This is a genomic window from Flavobacterium frigoris, assembly GCF_900111075.1.
Classification (GTDB): domain Bacteria; phylum Bacteroidota; class Bacteroidia; order Flavobacteriales; family Flavobacteriaceae; genus Flavobacterium; species Flavobacterium frigoris.
Map to the genome: position 1 here is coordinate 21,394 of NZ_FOFZ01000004.1, position 18,174 is coordinate 39,567.

Annotated in this window: 22 protein-coding genes; 19 read left to right on the forward strand and 3 right to left on the reverse strand. The window is 35.1% G+C overall.

The features are described from left to right. Positions 1 to 9: 9 nt before the first annotated feature. Entirely contained in the window at positions 10 to 321 is a 312-nt protein-coding gene (locus BMW63_RS07225; RefSeq protein ID WP_074722752.1) for a rhodanese-like domain-containing protein, read from the reverse strand. 298 nt (positions 322 to 619) lie between these two features. On the opposite strand from BMW63_RS07225, the gene BMW63_RS07230 reads away from it, so the two are divergent. The 3 genes from BMW63_RS07230 to BMW63_RS07240 all read left to right on the forward strand — a co-directional run bounded on the left by BMW63_RS07230 (position 620) and on the right by BMW63_RS07240 (position 3,459). Next, complete coding sequence (locus tag BMW63_RS07230) at positions 620 to 1,246, forward strand: Crp/Fnr family transcriptional regulator (protein ID WP_074722754.1); 627 nt, start codon at positions 620 to 622, stop codon at positions 1,244 to 1,246. Positions 1,247 to 1,320: 74 nt separating this feature from the next. Next, complete coding sequence (locus tag BMW63_RS07235; RefSeq protein WP_074722756.1) at positions 1,321 to 2,109, forward strand: sulfite exporter TauE/SafE family protein; 789 nt, start codon at positions 1,321 to 1,323, stop codon at positions 2,107 to 2,109. A 75-nt stretch (positions 2,110 to 2,184) separates the two neighbouring features. Next, the gene (locus BMW63_RS07240) at positions 2,185 to 3,459 is read left to right on the forward strand and encodes an NAD(P)/FAD-dependent oxidoreductase (protein ID WP_074722758.1); all 1,275 of its coding nucleotides are present in this window, start codon (positions 2,185 to 2,187) and stop codon (positions 3,457 to 3,459) included. A 77-nt stretch (positions 3,460 to 3,536) separates the two neighbouring features. Here BMW63_RS07240 and cydB read toward each other — a convergent pair whose 3' ends face one another. Together cydB and BMW63_RS07250 are read right to left on the reverse strand one after the other, a co-directional pair. Further along, on the reverse strand, positions 3,537 to 4,613 hold the full coding sequence (cydB, locus tag BMW63_RS07245) for a cytochrome d ubiquinol oxidase subunit II (RefSeq protein ID WP_074723023.1): 1,077 nt from the start codon (positions 4,611 to 4,613) through the stop codon (positions 3,537 to 3,539). A 6-nt stretch (positions 4,614 to 4,619) separates the two neighbouring features. Further along, a complete protein-coding gene (locus BMW63_RS07250) occupies positions 4,620 to 5,951 on the reverse strand; it encodes a cytochrome ubiquinol oxidase subunit I (protein WP_074722760.1) in 1,332 nt (443 codons plus the stop codon). Positions 5,952 to 6,178: 227 nt separating this feature from the next. On the opposite strand from BMW63_RS07250, the gene BMW63_RS07255 reads away from it, so the two are divergent. The 16 genes from BMW63_RS07255 to BMW63_RS07335 all read left to right on the forward strand — a co-directional run bounded on the left by BMW63_RS07255 (position 6,179) and on the right by BMW63_RS07335 (position 18,146). Next, positions 6,179 to 7,597, forward strand: coding sequence for an MBL fold metallo-hydrolase (locus BMW63_RS07255; RefSeq protein WP_074722762.1), 1,419 nt, complete (start codon positions 6,179 to 6,181; stop codon positions 7,595 to 7,597). A 105-nt stretch (positions 7,598 to 7,702) separates the two neighbouring features. Next, on the forward strand, positions 7,703 to 7,918 hold the full coding sequence (locus tag BMW63_RS07260) for a YgaP family membrane protein (RefSeq protein WP_074722764.1): 216 nt from the start codon (positions 7,703 to 7,705) through the stop codon (positions 7,916 to 7,918). 8 nt (positions 7,919 to 7,926) lie between these two features. After that, positions 7,927 to 8,226, forward strand: a complete 300-nt coding sequence (locus tag BMW63_RS07265; RefSeq protein ID WP_074722766.1) for a DUF202 domain-containing protein — start codon at positions 7,927 to 7,929, stop codon at positions 8,224 to 8,226. Beyond that, complete coding sequence (locus BMW63_RS07270; protein WP_074722768.1) at positions 8,219 to 9,055, forward strand: methyltransferase domain-containing protein; 837 nt, start codon at positions 8,219 to 8,221, stop codon at positions 9,053 to 9,055. The genes BMW63_RS07265 and BMW63_RS07270 overlap by 8 nt, the downstream gene beginning before the upstream one ends. A 195-nt stretch (positions 9,056 to 9,250) precedes the next feature. Next, positions 9,251 to 9,556, forward strand: a complete 306-nt coding sequence (trxA, locus tag BMW63_RS07280; protein ID WP_074722772.1) for a thioredoxin — start codon at positions 9,251 to 9,253, stop codon at positions 9,554 to 9,556. Next, a complete protein-coding gene (locus BMW63_RS07285; RefSeq protein ID WP_074722774.1) occupies positions 9,553 to 9,747 on the forward strand; it encodes a DUF6132 family protein in 195 nt (64 codons plus the stop codon). The genes trxA and BMW63_RS07285 overlap by 4 nt, the downstream gene beginning before the upstream one ends. A 62-nt stretch (positions 9,748 to 9,809) precedes the next feature. Then, positions 9,810 to 10,403 carry a TetR/AcrR family transcriptional regulator gene (locus BMW63_RS07290; RefSeq protein WP_074722776.1) on the forward strand — a complete coding sequence of 198 codons (594 nt, stop codon included), beginning with the start codon at positions 9,810 to 9,812 and terminating at the stop codon, positions 10,401 to 10,403. After that, positions 10,400 to 11,656, forward strand: a complete 1,257-nt coding sequence (locus BMW63_RS07295; RefSeq protein WP_074722778.1) for a TolC family protein — start codon at positions 10,400 to 10,402, stop codon at positions 11,654 to 11,656. The genes BMW63_RS07290 and BMW63_RS07295 overlap by 4 nt, the downstream gene beginning before the upstream one ends. A gap of 42 nt (positions 11,657 to 11,698) precedes the next feature. Next, positions 11,699 to 12,574 carry an HlyD family secretion protein gene (locus BMW63_RS07300; RefSeq protein WP_074722780.1) on the forward strand — a complete coding sequence of 292 codons (876 nt, stop codon included), beginning with the start codon at positions 11,699 to 11,701 and terminating at the stop codon, positions 12,572 to 12,574. 86 nt (positions 12,575 to 12,660) lie between these two features. Further along, the gene (locus tag BMW63_RS07305) at positions 12,661 to 13,266 is read left to right on the forward strand and encodes a DUF2202 domain-containing protein (RefSeq protein ID WP_074722782.1); all 606 of its coding nucleotides are present in this window, start codon (positions 12,661 to 12,663) and stop codon (positions 13,264 to 13,266) included. Between the two features lie 11 nt (positions 13,267 to 13,277). Next, positions 13,278 to 13,778, forward strand: a complete 501-nt coding sequence (locus BMW63_RS07310) for a c-type cytochrome (protein ID WP_074722784.1) — start codon at positions 13,278 to 13,280, stop codon at positions 13,776 to 13,778. Beyond that, entirely contained in the window at positions 13,778 to 14,065 is a 288-nt protein-coding gene (locus tag BMW63_RS07315; RefSeq protein WP_074722786.1) for a cupin domain-containing protein, read from the forward strand. The genes BMW63_RS07310 and BMW63_RS07315 overlap by 1 nt, the downstream gene beginning before the upstream one ends. Beyond that, complete coding sequence (locus tag BMW63_RS07320) at positions 14,065 to 14,976, forward strand: ABC transporter ATP-binding protein (protein WP_175460269.1); 912 nt, start codon at positions 14,065 to 14,067, stop codon at positions 14,974 to 14,976. The genes BMW63_RS07315 and BMW63_RS07320 overlap by 1 nt, the downstream gene beginning before the upstream one ends. A 3-nt stretch (positions 14,977 to 14,979) precedes the next feature. Next, a complete protein-coding gene (locus tag BMW63_RS07325) occupies positions 14,980 to 15,714 on the forward strand; it encodes an ABC transporter ATP-binding protein (RefSeq protein WP_074722790.1) in 735 nt (244 codons plus the stop codon). Between the two features lie 79 nt (positions 15,715 to 15,793). After that, positions 15,794 to 16,900, forward strand: coding sequence for an ABC transporter permease (locus BMW63_RS07330; RefSeq protein ID WP_074722792.1), 1,107 nt, complete (start codon positions 15,794 to 15,796; stop codon positions 16,898 to 16,900). Positions 16,901 to 17,021: 121 nt separating this feature from the next. Next, entirely contained in the window at positions 17,022 to 18,146 is a 1,125-nt protein-coding gene (locus tag BMW63_RS07335) for an ABC transporter permease (RefSeq protein WP_074722794.1), read from the forward strand. Positions 18,147 to 18,174: the final 28 nt, after the last annotated feature.

The window sequence follows — 18,174 nt, forward strand, 5'->3', positions numbered from 1 at the left end:
TTTAAAGCATCATGGCGACACGATTTCTCCGTCCCAGCCTAAAATCCCTCCCGATAAATTAAAGGCGTTTTCTATTCCTAATTCATTCATTGCTTCGCAGGCTTTGGCACTTCTAGCTCCTGAACGACAATAGACATAATAGTTTTTACTCTTGTCTAAAGCTTCAATTTCAGAAACAAAAACCGGCCCCTGATGGATATCAATATTTATGGCATTAGAGATTATTCCGTCATTGTATTCATCCTCTGTACGTACATCTAGGATTACCGCGTTTGCATCTCCTTCAAGTTGAGAAGCCCAATCTTCTTGTGATAAATTCATAAAACTGTTTTTTTGTAAATTTACGATGTTTTTTGATAACAATAAACCTACGATTTTAGAATTAAATAATAAATCAGTGAAAACGTTTTCGCTACTATTTAATAATCAGTCAATTATATATTTCACTATTAATCGTCAAAAATAGTCCACTAAATCGATAGGAAAATTGCCAATTCTTCAGAGACGATACCGTTAGAAATAAGATGACGAACTACTACATCCGTTCCTTTCTCTTATTCAATAATTAACGTACTTTTACATTATTGCAATCAAAAGCTAATTCAAACCAAAACTCAAAATGCAAGATTCTCTAAAAAAAACGTTCCCTACTTTTTCCAATGAGTTGATTCAGGATATTCAAAACAACGCATCAATTCAATCCTTTAAAGCTGGAGATGTCATCATGCGAACGGGGCAGTATATCAACTATACTATGTTGATTACTAAAGGTCAGCTGAAGGTTTTTAGAGAAGGAGAAAATGGTGGCGAGTTTCTAATGTATTATTTGCAACCAGGACAAGCGTGTGCGGTTTCGATGATATGTGCCTCTAAAAGCCAAACCAGTCAGATAATGGCTAAAGCAGTTGATGATGTAGAACTGATCATGGTGCCGCTTTCTTTGATGGAAAAATGGATGATGGAACACCGCACTTGGTATGAATTTGTAATTTTCACCTATCGCATCCGATTTGAAGAATTGCTCGAAGTAGTAGATAGTATCGCATTTAGAGCAATGGACGAGCGTTTAGAATTTTATTTGAAACGACATTCTGATGCCTGTGGTTGTAAAGATTTAAAATTATCACATCAGGATATTGCGACAGAATTAAATACGTCCAGAGAAGTGATTTCACGATTGCTCAAAAAAATGGAACAACGCGAATTAGTAAAATTACATCGCAATCATATAGAACTTTTGGCCTAAAAAAAATGACCTATGTGACAATTGTTACTGTATGCAAAATAAATAGGGACGACCTTTGTAAGAAAAATTAACAGATGGAATATATTGGTTATTTAGCTTCAATTATCATCGGTCTTTCTTTGGGTCTAATAGGTGGTGGTGGATCAATACTGGCTGTACCCATTTTAGTATACCTTTTTAAAATACATCCTGAGCAAGCAACTAGTTATTCCTTATTCATAGTAGGATTCACTTCAATGATAGGTTCATTTAGCCACTATAAATTGGGTAATTTAAAAATTAAATCGGCACTGATTTTTGCAGTTCCTTCTATTTTATCTTTACTTTTTGTACGAAAAATTATTCTCCCACTACTTCCCGATATTCTCTTTTCTATTGACGATTTTGATATCACTAAGAACTTGTTGATCATGATTGTGTTTGCTTTTCTTATGATTGCCACCTCCGTTTCTATGATTCGAAAAACAAAAAAAGTCAAAGAAACAAAAGAAATTAATTTTCTGATACTTTCTATCATTGGACTATTTGTTGGATTAATAATTGGATTTTTAGGTGCTGGCGGAGGATTTTTAATTATTCCCGCATTATTGTTTTTTGCTAATTTACCAATGAAGCAAGCTGTAGGAACTTCACTATTCATCATATTTATCAACTCTTTAATTGGTTTTGGCGGTGACTTACTAGGAGGTGTCGATCTGAATTACAAATTACTGTTCATTATTTCGGCCATGGCTATTGTGGGACTGTTTATTGGAACCCAATTGTCTAAAAAAATTGATGGAGGAAAATTGAAACCCGCTTTTGGATGGTTTGTATTAGTGATGGGAATCTATATTATCGTCAAAGAACTTTTCTTTAAATAAATGTTATGTAACATAAGTCACTGAAATACAGTGACTAATATTGTACTATTGTAGTAACTCTAATACTTATCAATCATGCAAGAACATTTTCAAATATTAATTATTGGCGGCGGTAATGCAGGACTATCTGTTACTTCTCAACTACTTCGTAAAAAAAGCGACCTAAAAATAGGAATCATAGAACCCTCAGAAAAACATTATTACCAACCCGCATGGACATTAGTGGGTGCCGGTATCTATGACATCAATAAAACAAGAAGAAAAGAAAAGGATTATATTCCAAAAAATAGTACCTGGATTATTGATTCCGTTACTGAATTTGTTCCCACTGAAAACAAAGTGATCTGCCAAAGCGGAAAAGAAATCAGTTATCAATATCTAGTTGTAAGCCCAGGTATCCAATTAGACTGGGACAAAATTAAAGGCCTTAAAGAAACTCTTGGTAAAAACAATGTTAGTAGTAATTACTCCTTTGAATTTGCGCCAAAAACTTGGGAATTTATCGAGAACTTTAAAGGCGGAACTGCTATTTTTACAAATCCTTCAACACCCATAAAATGTGGTGGCGCTCCTCATAAAATAATGTATTTAGCCTGTGATTATTGGAGAAAAAAAGGCATCCTTGACAAATGTGACGTTCATTATATATCTGGAGGAGCCGGTATCTTTGGCGTACCCGAATATGCCGAAACACTTAAAGAAGTATTAAAAAAATATAAAATTAATACTCATTTTGGCGCTAACGCAACAGCAATTGACGGGGCGGCAAAAACAGTGGAATACGAGACTAAAGATACTGATGAAACAATAAAACAAAGCTTATCCACAATTGATGCTTCTTGTTACGCCATTGCTGTCACTGATGATAAAGGGGAAACAAAAAAAGTTTCAATGCAATTTGATCTTTGCCATGTAGTACCTCCGCAATCAGCACCCGATTTTATTAAAAAAAGTCCGTTGGCTGATCCCAACAGTCCTTTAGGATTTGTAGAAGTTGATAAATTCACTTTGCAGCACTCTCGCTTTCCTAATGTGTTTGCCTTAGGGGATTGCATCAACGCACCTGCCAGTAAAACTGGAGCGGCAATACGAAAACAAGCTCCTGTAGTGGTTGATAATCTTTTATCGATAATAGAAGGCAAAGCGCCTACAGAAAAATATGATGGCTACAGCGCTTGCCCTATTCCTACAGAATACGGAAAATTAATGCTGGCTGAGTTTGATTATGATAATAAACCAAAAATGACTTTTCCATTTGACCAAGCAAAACCGCGTTGGTCGATGTGGATACTAAAAACCAAGATATTGCCTTGGTTGTATTGGAATAAAATATTAAAAGGAACAGCGTAGTACCATAGTTCTCCAATAAAAAACTCCCTTGCCATACCATGGACAAGGGAGTTTTTGTATTTAGCCTTTTAGATAAATTAGTGTTCACCATAGCCTACGTTATCCATTTTTCCACTAAAGACTTTATATTGGATAATAAAATAAGTGATTACCAAAATCAAAGCGATCACAAACCAGTAAACGCCTACTGACAATCCATAGTCATCGGCAGCCACATTGTAAATAGTCAAGGAAGGATTGACACTATTCGTAGACGGTAAAACATTAGGAAAAATAGAAGCTGCAGTTGATGTAAATCCTCCTACCAAGAATAAACTTGAAAATAAAAACCCGGCGCCATCATGGGTAAATGATTTCACTTTAAATAATCCAAAAATACCGATAAAGCACAATAAAGGAAAAACCCAAAGCAGCGGATTATCTATATAATTATGAAAAGGCTCAGGCTCAATATTATGCCAAATTAACAATGAAAAAATTACCAAAGCGAGTAATACAAAATTGAGTTTAAAGACCACTTGTTTTAACTTTGGATTCAAGTCTGAATTGGTTTTATAGATGATCCAATTGGCTCCATGAATCATTAAAGCTACCACACTCACAACGCCCAAAAACAAGGTAAACCAATCGATAATCCCTAACTGATCGGCTTTAGGGCTAAATGTAGGATTCCACAAAGGCAAAAAGAAAAAATGAGCTTCCTGAGTAGAAACCCCATTGGTTACCATACCAACATTTACTCCGCGAACCACATTTCCTAAGGCAACACCAAAAAATAATGCCAATAATAAACTCGCTATTCCAAAAGCTTTGTCCCAAACAGCCTCCCACATAGGATGGTGTATTTGTCCGCGCAATTCCAATCCAATGGCTCGAAAGATGAGCAACCATAAAATCATCATTAAAGGCAAGTAAAAACCACTAAAAGACGAGGCATATAATGTAGGAAAAGCAAAGAACAAAACGCCTCCTGCGGCTATTAACCACACTTCATTAGCATCCCAAAAAGGGCCAATGGCATTGGTTATCGCTTTTTTATCTTTTTCCGTTTCGGCAAAAAATAAATGAATAATTCCTGCCCCAAAATCATAGCCATCCAAAACGACATAAACCGCTAAAATTCCCATTAAAACAACATACCAAAAGAATTCCATGATCATCTATTTTTTTACAGTTTCGGGACCATTTTTAATTATTTTTCCAACCAAAAGTAGAAACAACAAACCTAACAGCAGGTACAAACCTACAAACCCCAATAAGGTAAACAAGGTATTCCCTGAAGAAACCGTGGGCGATATGCCTTCTGATGTTCGCAGCAAGTTGTACACCAACCAAGGTTGTCTTCCTAGCTCTGAGGTGTACCATCCAGTAGTATTTGCGATATAAGGAAATGGCATCATAAAAAACAAAGCCCATAAGATCCATTTAGTTCCAAATAGCTTTTTTCTATATAATTGCAAAGCTGCCAAAGACATTAAACCAATAAAAAGTGTTCCTAAACCTACCATAATATGATACGCATAATACAATCCTGAAATATTAGTAGGATACGTATTTTCATCAAATTGATCTAATCCTTTAACGGCGGTATCCCAATTCCCATAGGTCAAAAAACTTAAAACATTGGGCACCGCAATCTTATTATCTAATTTTTTATCTTTTACGTCAGGTTGCCCTATCAAAACAATTTCGGCTCCTTTTTCTTCGGTATGAAAAATTCCTTCCATAGCCGCAAAAGTAACGGGTTGGTATTTTACCACGTTTTTCGCTAACAAATCTCCCGTAGGCACTGCTACAATTAGACTTGATATTAACCCAAAAACAATCCCCGTTTTTAGAAATAGCTTACCATAATCTTCATTGCGCTTACTCAAAATATACAGCGCTCCAATTCCAGCTACTACAAAAGAGCTAGTTACCAGTGAAGCCGCCTGATTATGCAAATAAGAAGGCCATAACCAAGGATTTGCAAACAAAGCGACAAAATTAGTAAGCACAAATTTTCCGTTAGCCAGAATCTCATACCCTACAGGGTTTTGCATCCAAGAATGGGTCGCTATAATTAAAAAACCACTTGCCCACGATCCCAAGAAAATGAGGAGTCCAGTTACAAAATGCCATTTATGTCCTATAATTTTTTCTCCAAAGAGAAACATACCTAAAAAAGAAGACTCCAAAAAGAAAGAAAACATACCCTCCATTGCTAATGTCTGTCCAATAATCCCCCCTGTTAACTCTGAAAATTTAGCCCAATTGGTTCCAAACTGAAACTCCATTGGAATTCCCGTGACCACACCCATAGCAAAATTTAAAGCAAAAATCTTCATCCAAAAATGAGTCGCTTTATTGTATTTTATATCGTCTGTTTTTAGGAATTTCCACTTAAAATAAACAATGATTAAGGACAAGCCCATCGTTAATTGTGGAAAAAGGTAATGAAAAGTAATCGTGAATGCGAACTGCATTCTATCATAAAAAAGCATTTCTTCCATACTGAAGTATTTTTTATAAAGATACCCTAAATCTAAACTGCTTACGTAATCTAATTTACATAATTGTTCTTTTTATCTCCTGATATTTATCATTATTTTTTATAAATAGCGTTAATAACTTTGTTATGAGATATTTATAGAAAAAAAAAGTAATTATGTAACATTAGTCACTGTGAAATAGAAATACAAAAATTATCTTTGTATAAGAATTTTAAAAAAATACTATCATGCAAATAGAACAAATATATACAGGATGTTTAGCACAAGGTGCTTATTATATAACTTCAAATGGTGAAGCGGCTATTATTGATCCTCTTCGCGAAGTACAACCCTATCTGGACAGATTAGAACGCGATAATGTAAAACTTAAATACATTTTTGAAACGCATTTTCACGCTGATTTTGTTTCGGGACATCTGGATTTAAGTAAAGCGACTGCAGCACCAATTGTATATGGACCAACTGCTAAGCCAACATTTGAAGCAATCATTGCTACTGACGGTCAAGAATTTATTCTTGGAGACATCAAAATAAAAGCACTACACACTCCTGGGCATACCATGGAAAGTACAACCTATTTATTGATTGATAAAAATAGTAAAGAACATGCTATTTTCTCTGGCGACACGCTGTTTATTGGTGATGTAGGAAGACCTGATTTAGCTCAAAAAGCAGCTTCTATGACGCAGGAACAACTAGCTGGAATATTGTTTCATTCCTTGAGAGATAAAATCATGACTTTGCCAGATGATGTCATTGTATATCCTGCTCACGGTGCTGGTAGCGCTTGTGGTAAAAACATGAGTAAAGAAACGGTTTCGACCATTGGTAACCAGAAAGAAACTAATTATGCTTTGAGAGCAAACATGACTGAGGACGAATTCATCAAAGAAGTCACGGATGGTTTACTACCTCCCCCAGCCTATTTTGGAATGAATGTCGCCATGAATAAGCAAGGATACGAAAGCTTTGAGACTGTTTTAAACAACGGAATGAGAGCTATTGACGTAAATGATTTTGAAGCAGTAGTCGAAGAAACTGGAGCTCTAATCTTAGACACTCGTAAAAATGGGGCTTTCGCCAAAGGATTCATTCCACAATCCATAAACATCGGAATTGAAGGTGATTTCGCTCCATGGGTAGGCGCTTTAATTGGTGATGTGAAACAACCCATCATCCTTGTTACAGAAATTGGTCAAGAAGAAGAATCGGTAACACGTTTAAGTCGTGTGGGATTTGACAACTTAATAGGTCATCTCAACGGTGGTTTTGAGGCTTGGAAAAAAGAAGCAAAAGAAATTGATACCATTAATAGAATCACAGCAGAAGAGTTTGCTAAAGAAATAAAAATAGGAGAAAGCAAAGTTGTTGATATCCGTAAAGACAGTGAATATAGCGCAGAACATGTTGAAGATGCCTTTAGCAAGCCGCTATCAAGTATAAATGACTGGATCAAAGATATCGATCCTAAAGAACCGTTTTTCTTGCATTGTGCCGGCGGATACCGTAGCATGATTGCCGCTTCGATATTGCAGGCTCGTGGTTTCAGAAATTTTAAAGAAATTGAAGGCGGATTTAATGCTATTGCTAAAACGGAATTGCCTAAAACTGATTTTGTATGTCAAAGTAAAATTTTATCAAAATAAAAATTTAGTACAACCACTTGTTAAAGTACTTGTTTTTCAGTTATTTATAACGTAAATTCATAATAACTATTTTAATTCAAGAGTTTTAATTTTAAAAAAAATATTATGAAAAGGAATTTAGGGATGACAGACAAAATCATTAGAGGAACAATAGCGGCAATTATTGCATTACTATATTTAACAAATATTATAAGCGGTACTGTAGCAATTATTTTTGGCGGTATTGCTGTTATTTTATTCATTACAAGTCTCATCAGCTTTTGCCCAATGTATTCAATATTTAGCCATAGTAGCAGTCGCGACAATAAAAGTAAAACGTAATTAAATATATGAAAGAGACAGTCAATAAAGACTTAATCTTAAGAGAGCGTCTCGCATTACAGCGAACTACTTTAGCAAATCAGACCACTGTCTTAGCTTTTATTCGCACCGCCATGTATTTTTTTGTTGCAGGTTTAAGTACTAGAAATCTATTGATGATTGAGAACAGTATCGTAATAGAAATTTCTCTTTATACGATTGCCTTTGTAATTTTATCCTTGGGACTATTGAATTTTTTTAAGCACAGAAAGATGATTACTGAAAATGAAAAACACATTGGAGATTATAAATTAGATTACTATGAATAACATATCTTGTTGTACCGTATCCTGTGATAAAGCCTTAGATCAAGACTATTGGGATGCACAGTATAAAGCAAATACTACTGGTTGGGATTTGGGTTTGGTGTCTCCGCCAATTAAAAGCTATATTGATACTTTAAAAGATAAAGACATCGCTATTTTAATTCCAGGTTGCGGGAATACCTACGAGGCAGCCTACCTTCTAGAACAAGGGTTTACTAATATTACGGTAATAGATATTGCTCCTACATTAGTAAAAATTATTGAAGAAAAATTCATTACCAATACCCGAATACAAGTCCTATTGGGTGATTTTTTCAACCATAAAGGCGAATATGATTTAATTATTGAACAAACATTTTTTTGTGCTTTACCGCCCGTAATGCGTCAAAAATATGTTTGGAAAATGCACGAGCTTTTAGCAAAAAACGGAATACTTGCTGGATTGTTATTTAATCGAAAATTTGAGGTAAGCCCTCCTTTTGGCGGAAGCCAAGAAGAATATGAATTGCTTTTTGTAAATGCATTTGACTTTATCAAATTAGAAAAAAGTAATAATTCTATTGCGCCGAGAAGTAATTCAGAATTGTTTTTCGAATTTAAAAAAAACAGTGCTGTTGAAGTGAATCTTTATGAATTTGAAGGAATTACTTGCAGCGGCTGCATGGATACTGTTACTAAAAAGTTTGCAGCGGTTAAGGAGGTACTCAATGTAAGCATGAACGGCAATTTTACGGAAGTTTTAATTGTTAGCACGATAGAAATTCCATTAGAAGAACTACAAATAATAGTTTCTTATGATGATCACTATAAAATAAAGAAAATAATACCATGAAACAATTACTATTAACAAACTGGCATCCCATGCGCTGGATTCGGCTTGCAATTGGACTGTTTTTAATACAGCAAGCGATACAATATCAACAGCTGTTATTCGGTTTCATGGCTGCATTTTTTCTATTCCAATCGATTTTTAATACCGGATGTAGTCTTAATGGATGCTCAGTACCACCTTTAAAGAAAAATAAAAATGAATAATAGTTTTGATAATCTCATAAAATCAGAGAAACCAGTATTAATCGATTTCCACGCTACTTGGTGCGGACCTTGCAAAGTACTCGGCCCCATTTTAAAAGAAGTAAAAGATAATTTAGGAGACCGAATTTCAATTATAAAAATTGATGTGGATAAAAACCAACAAATAGCATCTCAATATCAGGTGCGAGGTGTTCCCACGATGATTCTTTTTCAAGAAGGGAAACAATTGTGGAGAGAATCGGGTGTATTGGATAAAAATGCTATCATCAAAATCATATTGGAAAAAAGTAATAAATGACAAGAAAAGCCATAATTCTTACCGGAACAGGTATACTAATGGGTGCCATTGCAGGATATGCATATTACCATTTTGTAGGCTGTACCTCAGGAAGCTGTGCTATCACATCTAAACCGCTCAACTCCACTTTATATGGAAGCCTAATGGGTGGCTTACTATTTAATATGTTTGTAAAAAAAGAAAAAAAGTAACTCTGGTTGCTTTTTTTTCTACCTTTGCTAACCAAACGGTTAAACCATAAAGTTAATCCTAAATGAATACAGAAGAAAAGATATTTAATGCGGCAAGAACGGTGTTCCAAAAAAAGGGCTTTGCGGGAGCGCGTATGCAGGAAATTGCAGATGAAGCGGGAATTAACAAAGCCATGTTGCATTATTGTTTTAAAAACAAACAACTTCTTTTTGAGGCAGTATTCATGAATGCTTTCAGCCAACTAGCACCGCAGATAAATGCCATTTTTAATTCAAGCGATACTGTTTTTGAAAAAATAACAAAGTTCACCCATAATTATATTTCATTCGTAATCGACAACCCGTATCTACCGCCCTTTGTGATTCAGGAAATGAACAACAACCCTGAGTTTGTTATGAAATTTTTAAACCATGAAAACAGACCTGATCCTAGCGTACTAATTGGCCAAATTGAAAACGAAATTGAAGCAGGGATAATAAAACCTCTGAAGCCTAAACAACTTCTGATGGATATTTTTTCTTTGACTGTTTTTCCCTTTGCAGCGCAAATGTTGGTCAAAGGCCTAATACAAATTTCTGATTCGGAATTTAACGAAATGATGGAAGAACGAAAAACTAGTATTGCTACACAAATTATAAATTCGATAAAAAAATGAGACGAATAAACCTCCTATTACTACTGCTGTTACCACTATTATCTACAGGCCAGCAAACATTGTCTCTGGAAGAATGCTATGATTTTTCCAATAAAAACTATCCTATTGCCAGACAAACTAATCTGCTTCAACAAAAATCAGCCTTAGAAATTGAAGCGCTCAATAAAGCGAAACTACCTAAGATTGACTTAAATGCACAAGCAACTTATCAGTCAGATGTAACGTCTCTGCCAATTAGTTTACCAAATGTCACAGTAAACCCACCCAACAAAGATCAATATCGTGCTACCCTAGATGTCAACCAATTAATCTATAACGGCGGGCTGATTGATGCGAATGCTAAAATTAAACAAGCACAAACCAAAACGCAACAGCAACAAACTAAAGTCAATCTGTACCAACTCAAATCAAGAATTAATCAACTGTACTTCTCGACCTTTCTTCTACAAGAGCGCCAGACTATTTTGATTTCAAAACAAGAACAATTAGACGCCAAGATTAAAGAAGTGAAATCTGGAATAAAGTTTGGCGCTATCCTTCCCGCATCTGAAAAAGTGCTAGAGGCAGAAAAACTAAAAATAAGACAACAGCTCACAGAAATTAAGTTTGACAAGAAAAGAGCATTGGAAAGCCTTGGTTCATTGACATCTTCGACCATAAATAACGAGGTAACTTTAATAAAGCCTGTAATTGATTGGAAAATAAGTACGCAAAACAATCGCCCCGAACTGCAATTGTTTGATCTACAAAACGAACAAATTGAAATCTCAAAAAACACGATCTCAAAAAATAATTTACCGCGGGTAAATGCATTTGGCCAAGCGGGTTATGGAAATCCAGGATTAAATATGCTAGATAATTCCTTTCAAACATTTTACATGGTAGGCGTAAAAGCAAATTGGAATGTATTTGACTGGAATAAATCAAAAAAAGAGAAAGACGCTCTAGTCATTTCTGAGGCAATCGTGACTACCGAAAAAGAAACCTTTTTACTCAATACCGATCTTCAATTGCAGGAGATGGAAAATGAAGTAAATAAATTGCAGGAAGTAATCGTCACTGATACAGATATTATTTCCTTAAGAGAATATGTCGTAAAATCATCTGATGCGCAACTAAGAAATGGTGTAATCACTTCCTCTGACTATTTGGTCGAATTGACAAATCTATACGAAGCCAAAACGAATCAGAAATTACATGAAATTCAATTGCTTTTGGCGAAAGCCAATTACCAAGTTATAAAAGGAAATTAAAAAAATACTTCGGCTTCTTAAGCGAACAATAAATGAACTATTATGAAAAAAATAATTATCGCTCTAACGATACTAAGTCTAGCGGCTTGCAACAAAAATAACGACAAGGCAGATGGTTACGGTAACTTTGAAGCTACTGAAGTTACTATTTCGGCGGAAGCCAATGGGAAAATTGAATTCTTAAATTTAGAAGAAGGAGTGGTTCTCGAGCCTAATGCTTCAATAGGATTAATAGACACCACCCAATTGTACCTAAATAAACAGCAATTACTAGCTTCGAAAACCACCATTTTTTCGAAATCAAAAAATGTACTGTCCCAAACTAATGTTTTGCAAGAGCAACTCAAAACAACGTTGATTGAGCAAAAAAGAGTTCAAAATATGTATGCTGAAAATGCAGCTACGAAACGCCAAGTTGACGAAGTGGAAGGCAAAGTGAACGTCTTAAAAGAACAAATCAAGAGCCTAGGAACGCAAGATGCGCCAATCCTAAACGAAGCAAAATCGATTGATGTTCAAATAGAAAAAATTAACGATCAAATCCAGAAAAGTAAAATCATCAACCCGATAAAAGGAACGGTTTTAGCCAAATATGCAGAGCCAAATGAAATCACGGCTTTTGGAAAACCACTATATAAAATTGCCAATATTTCTGAGATGACGTTGCGCGTATATGTAAGCGAAACCCAATTATCTGCAATAAAAGTGGGACAAAAAGTCAACGTTAAAATTGACAGTGATGCCGAAATGAAATCGTATCCAGGAACGATTTCCTGGATTGCATCGGCTGCAGAATTTACTCCGAAAATCATTCAGACCAAAGAAGAACGGGTAAACCTGGTATATGCCGTGAAAGTAAGCGTAAAAAACGACGGACGTTTAAAAATAGGGATGCCAGCCGAAATGTGGATTAAATAAATTAAATGTTGGTTATGTAACTTAAGTCACTTCTGCCTGTTAACCAAATGGTTAAATTTACAGAACAAACTTAAAAAACAAATAGCATGAAAAAAATTTTTTTTACTACTGCAGTAGCATTTATTATGTTCAGTAGTTGTTCTAATGACAATAATACTGGGCCTTTGGCTTCGCTAACACCAAATGAAGTTATCGATTTAAAATTTTTGCGAGAAGAAGAGAAATTAGCTAGAGATGTATATATGTACTCTTTTGACAAATACCAAATTAGTATTTTTAACTCTATCGCTCAAAGCGAACAACAACACATGGATAGTGTTTTGAATTTATTGAACAAGTACGGCATTACTGACCCAGCATCAACACAAAGAGGTATTTTTCAGAATACTGAATTGCAAGCATTATATAATAGCTTAACTGCTCAATCCGCTATTTCTTCTATTGAAGCATTAAAAGTGGGAGCTACAATTGAAGATTTAGACATCAATGACATTGATGATTTTATAAATAACACCTCAAAATCAGATTTGCTGAGTGTGTATGATAATTTAAGCTGTGGTTCAAAAAATCACCTTCGTGCTTACACAAGTCAGCTTGATATAAACGGAGTAAATTATATTCCACAATACATAACAATAGACTATTACAATACGATTTTAAGTGAATCTAATAGCGGCTGCGGAAACAAATAAAAATAAAAAACATGAAATCAAGACTCTTAACAATACTAGTTTTAGCAATTGCTTTTGGCAGCTGTAACAATAAGACAACATCAAACATAGCAAAAAACGATAGCGCTTCTGAATTTAATATTCAAGATAACGAAGGATTGCAATTAATGACACAAAAATGTTATGCTTGCCATAGCGTTACCTCAAAATCGCATGATGATATTATTGCCCCTCCTATGATTGCAATTAAGAAACGATATTCCATGCAATATAGTAACAGAGAAGATTTTATAAATGCTTTAGTTGCATATGCAAGTGATCCTAAAGAAGAAAATGCATTAATGATGGGGGCAATCAATAAATTTAATGCAATGCCAAAACAGAATTTCAAAAAAGAAGATTTAACGAAAATTGCGACCTATATTTATGACAATGAAATAGAAACCCCAAAATGGTTTGACACTCATTTTAAGCAAAATCATAAAAATGGTAAAGGAATGGGAAATTTAAATAACACTGAAAAAAAAACATAATGAACCTAACAAATCTTCACACAGAAAATAAACCGGTACAAACCAATATGCTATTCTCTACGACAGAAGGCAAAGTGATCTCACTGCAAATCGCATCGGGAGAACATTTGAAGGAGCACCTGAGTAAAGTTCCGGCGCTATTAGTTTGTGTTTCAGGAAACGCAATTTATAAAGAAGGGAATGACAAGACTATTGAATTAAAATCAGGTGACTTTGTCAATATAAAAGCCAATGTAAAACATAGTCTCGATGCAATATCCGAAAGCAATCTTTTATTGATTAAATAATGAGTATTCAAGTCCAAAATATTTCCAAATCTTACAAAGACAACTTCGCCATTGCTGCTGTTTCTTTTGATGTAAAAGAAGGCGAGATATTTGGATTGATTGGTCCTGATGGTGCGGGAAAAACAACTCTTTTTAGAATATTGACCACCCTTTTACTAGCCAATGAAGGAACGGCTACAGTAGCTGGTTTTGATGTCGTTGCCGACTATAAATCCATCCGAAGGAGCATTGGCTATATGCCAGGAAAATTCTCCTTGTATCAAGATTTAACTGTCGCCGAAAATCTAAGCTTTTTTGCCACTATTTTTGGAACTACACTAGAAGAAAACTATGATGTTATCAAAGAGATATACGTCCAAATTGAACCCTTTAAAGACAGACGAGCTGGCGCACTTTCCGGCGGAATGAAGCAGAAACTCGCCTTATGCTGCGCCTTGATTCACAAACCGAAAGTTCTATTTCTGGATGAACCCACAACCGGAGTTGATCCCGTTTCGAGAAAAGAATTTTGGGACATGTTGAAGCGATTGCAACAAAGAGGGATTACGATATTGGTTTCTACACCCTACATGGACGAAGCCGCTTTATGTGACCGCATTGCCTTGATTCAAAAAGGCGCTGTTTTAAAGATTGACACACCCGAAAATATCATCTCAAAGTACGATAAAACGATTTATGATGTGCGTACCAAAAATACCCATCAATTAATTCAGGATTTAAAAGAATATCCCAGTCAATACAGTGTCTATGCTTTTGGGGAGTACATTCATTACTGTGATAAAACAGATGATTTTAATTCAATTGAACTAGAAAATTACCTAAAACAAAGAAACCATACTGAAATAGAAATTCGTGTTTCAAAAACTTCAATCGAAGATATATTCATGGATTTAACCACCCTAAATCAATAAATTTTGAGTCAGGAAAAAATCATAGAAGTAAAAAACCTCAGCAAGAAATTTGGCAGCTTCACTGCTGTTGACAACATTTCTTTTGACGTATACAAAGGGGAAATATTTGGTTTTCTCGGGGCAAATGGCGCTGGAAAAACAACGGCTATGAAAATGCTTATTGGAATATCAAGGCCTACATCTGGAGAAGTTACTGTAGCCGGTTATGACGTAAAGACTGCAGCAGAAATGGTTAAGAAAAGCATTGGCTACATGAGCCAAAGATTCTCCATGTATGATGATCTGACCATCAAGGAAAATATTACTTTTTTTGGTGGAATTTATGGTTTAAGCCGAAATAAAATAAAAGAAAAAACAGCCCAATTAGTCTCAGAATTAGGGCTCGAAGATGCAGTAGACAAACTAGTAGGTGATTTGCCTTTGGGTTGGAAACAGAAACTATCTTTTTCAGTGGCTTTATTGCACGAACCTAAAATTGTTTTTCTCGATGAACCTACTGGTGGTGTGGATCCTATTACAAGAAGGCAATTCTGGGAAATGATTTATGCCGAGGCTCATAAAGGAACTACTATTTTTGTAACGACGCATTATATGGATGAAGCCGAGTATTGCGATCGGGTTTCGATCATGGTGGAAGGACATATTGAAGCTTTGGATACACCCAAAAACTTAAAACAACAATTTAATGTTGAATCAATGAACGACGTCTTTTTAAAACTGGCTCGAAATGTTGAATAGAAGTTATAAATAAGAAAATAGAACAAAGAGAAAATACATAAAAAGCCTTTGCGAACTTTGCGGTTAAACAAAAAATAGAATGAAAAGATTTATCGGTTTTGTAACAAAAGAATTTTACCATATTTTTAGGGATAAACGCTCGATGTTCATCCTTTTTGGGATGCCTATCGCTCAAATCATGTTGTTCGGTTTTGCCATTACTAATGAGATCAACAATGTTAACATTGCCATTCTAGACAAGTCAAAAGATACCAAAACGCAAAAAATAATCAACAAAATCAGTGCTTCCAAGTATTTTTATATCGAACAGGAAATCAGTTCAGAGTACCAAATAGAATCCATATTCAAAAAAGGAAAAGTCAAAGCGGTTTTGGTTTTTGAAAATCATTTTGTAAAAAACCTGCAAACTCAAAAACAAGCCAAAGTACAAGTAATTACGGATGCGACAGATCCCAATATTGCGAATACCATTACCAATTATGTCAATGCCATTTTGCAAAATCACACACAAGAAATAAACAACACAAACCAACCCGCTTATCAAATACAGACACAAACCCAATTGTATTACAATCCCGAACTAAAGAGTGTTTTTACCTTTGTCCCTGGCGTGATGACGGTGATTTTAATGTTGGTTTCGGCGATGATGACATCCATATCCATTACCCGTGAAAAAGAACTCGGTACCATGGAAGTGCTGCTCGTCTCTCCCTTAAACCCGTTGCAGGTTATTCTGGGAAAAGTATTTCCCTATATCTTCCTTTCGATAATCAATGCCACCGTAATCGTCGTTTTAGGCGTTTTTGTTTTTGGAATGCCCATTGAGGGAAGTATCCTTTTACTCGCTTTCGAAAGTATTCTTTTCATTATCACGGCACTTTCATTGGGAATATTGATTTCAACTCTGTCTAATTCGCAACAAACTGCCATGATGATTTCCCTAATGGGATTAATGCTGCCCGTAATCATACTTTCTGGCTTCATATTTCCACTTTCCAGTATGCCACTACCATTGCAAGTAATCAGCAATATAATCCCCGCAAAATGGTTTATTATAATCATTAAGGCCATCATGTTGAAAGGAGCTTCAATCGAAATTATCTGGAAAGAAACACTGATCCTTATAGGAATGACACTGTTTTTTATAGTCCTGAGCATCAAAAAATATAAAATAAGATTAGAGTAAATTGTTAAACTGAATCCGTTTCAGTTTTAGGAGCTATTTCCTGCTTTACGCTTCAATCTTTTAACTCGTTGAAAAACGAGATAAAAGGATTTCCACTTCAATCAGGGCTAAAAAACAAAATATGAGAACAATACTATTCATCATACAAAAGGAGTTCAGACAAATCTTTAGAAATAAAGCGATGCTACCCATTATATTTGTCTTGCCTTTTATCCAGCTGCTAATTTTATCGAATGCGGCTAGTTTTGAAGTAAAAAACATCCAATTCTCTTATATCGATAACGACCATTCGGCGGCATCAAGAGAATTAATCAGTAAATTTCAATCCTCAGACTATTTTAAAATAATTGGCAATTTCGAATCAAAGAAAGAAGCCAACCTACAAATGGAAAAGGGCAAAGTAGATGTCATTCTTGAAATTCCCAATCATTTTGAACGCAATCTTCTGACCGAGAAAAAAACAACGCTATCCGTAAGCATCAATGCCATTGACGGCGCGGCTGCTGGTGTTGAAAATGTATATATTACCCAAATTATAGCTAGTTTCAATCAAAAAATACAAAGTGAGCTCTATCAATACAATGATAACTCTTTTGTACAGCCCCAAAATATTGTTACCATCCCTTCCTTCTGGTACAACAATACTTTAAATTATAAAACCCTTATGGTTCCGGGTATTTTGGTATTATTGGTAACGATGCTCACCTTATTTTTATCAGCCATGAATATTGTGCGTGAGAAAGAAATTGGGACACTAGAACAAATCAATGTTACCCCAATAAAAAAACATCAATTCATCATAGGGAAATTATTCCCGTTTTGGGTATTAGGATTAATGATCTTAACGGTGGGATTGCTTATTGCCAGGATCGTGTTCAACATTCCCATATTAGGGAATATAGGATTGATCTATCTGTTTACTTCAGTATATTTATTGGTGATACTAGGCATAGGACTATTCATTTCTAATTACACCGAAACCCAACAACAAGCCATGTTCATTGCCTGGTTTTTTACTGTAATTTTTATTCTGATGAGTGGATTGTTTACCCCTATTGAAAGTATGCCAACTTGGGCACAGCAGCTGACTCTTTTCAATCCCATTCGCTATTTTGTGGAAATTATTCGAATGGTAATGCTCAAAGGGGCTACCTTTTCTGATATTTCAAGACCGTTTTTTATAATTGCCATTTATGCTTTCATTATAAATGGATTTGCCGTTTGGAGTTATAAAAAGACGAATTAGTTTTATGTACAAAATCCTAAAACTAAAT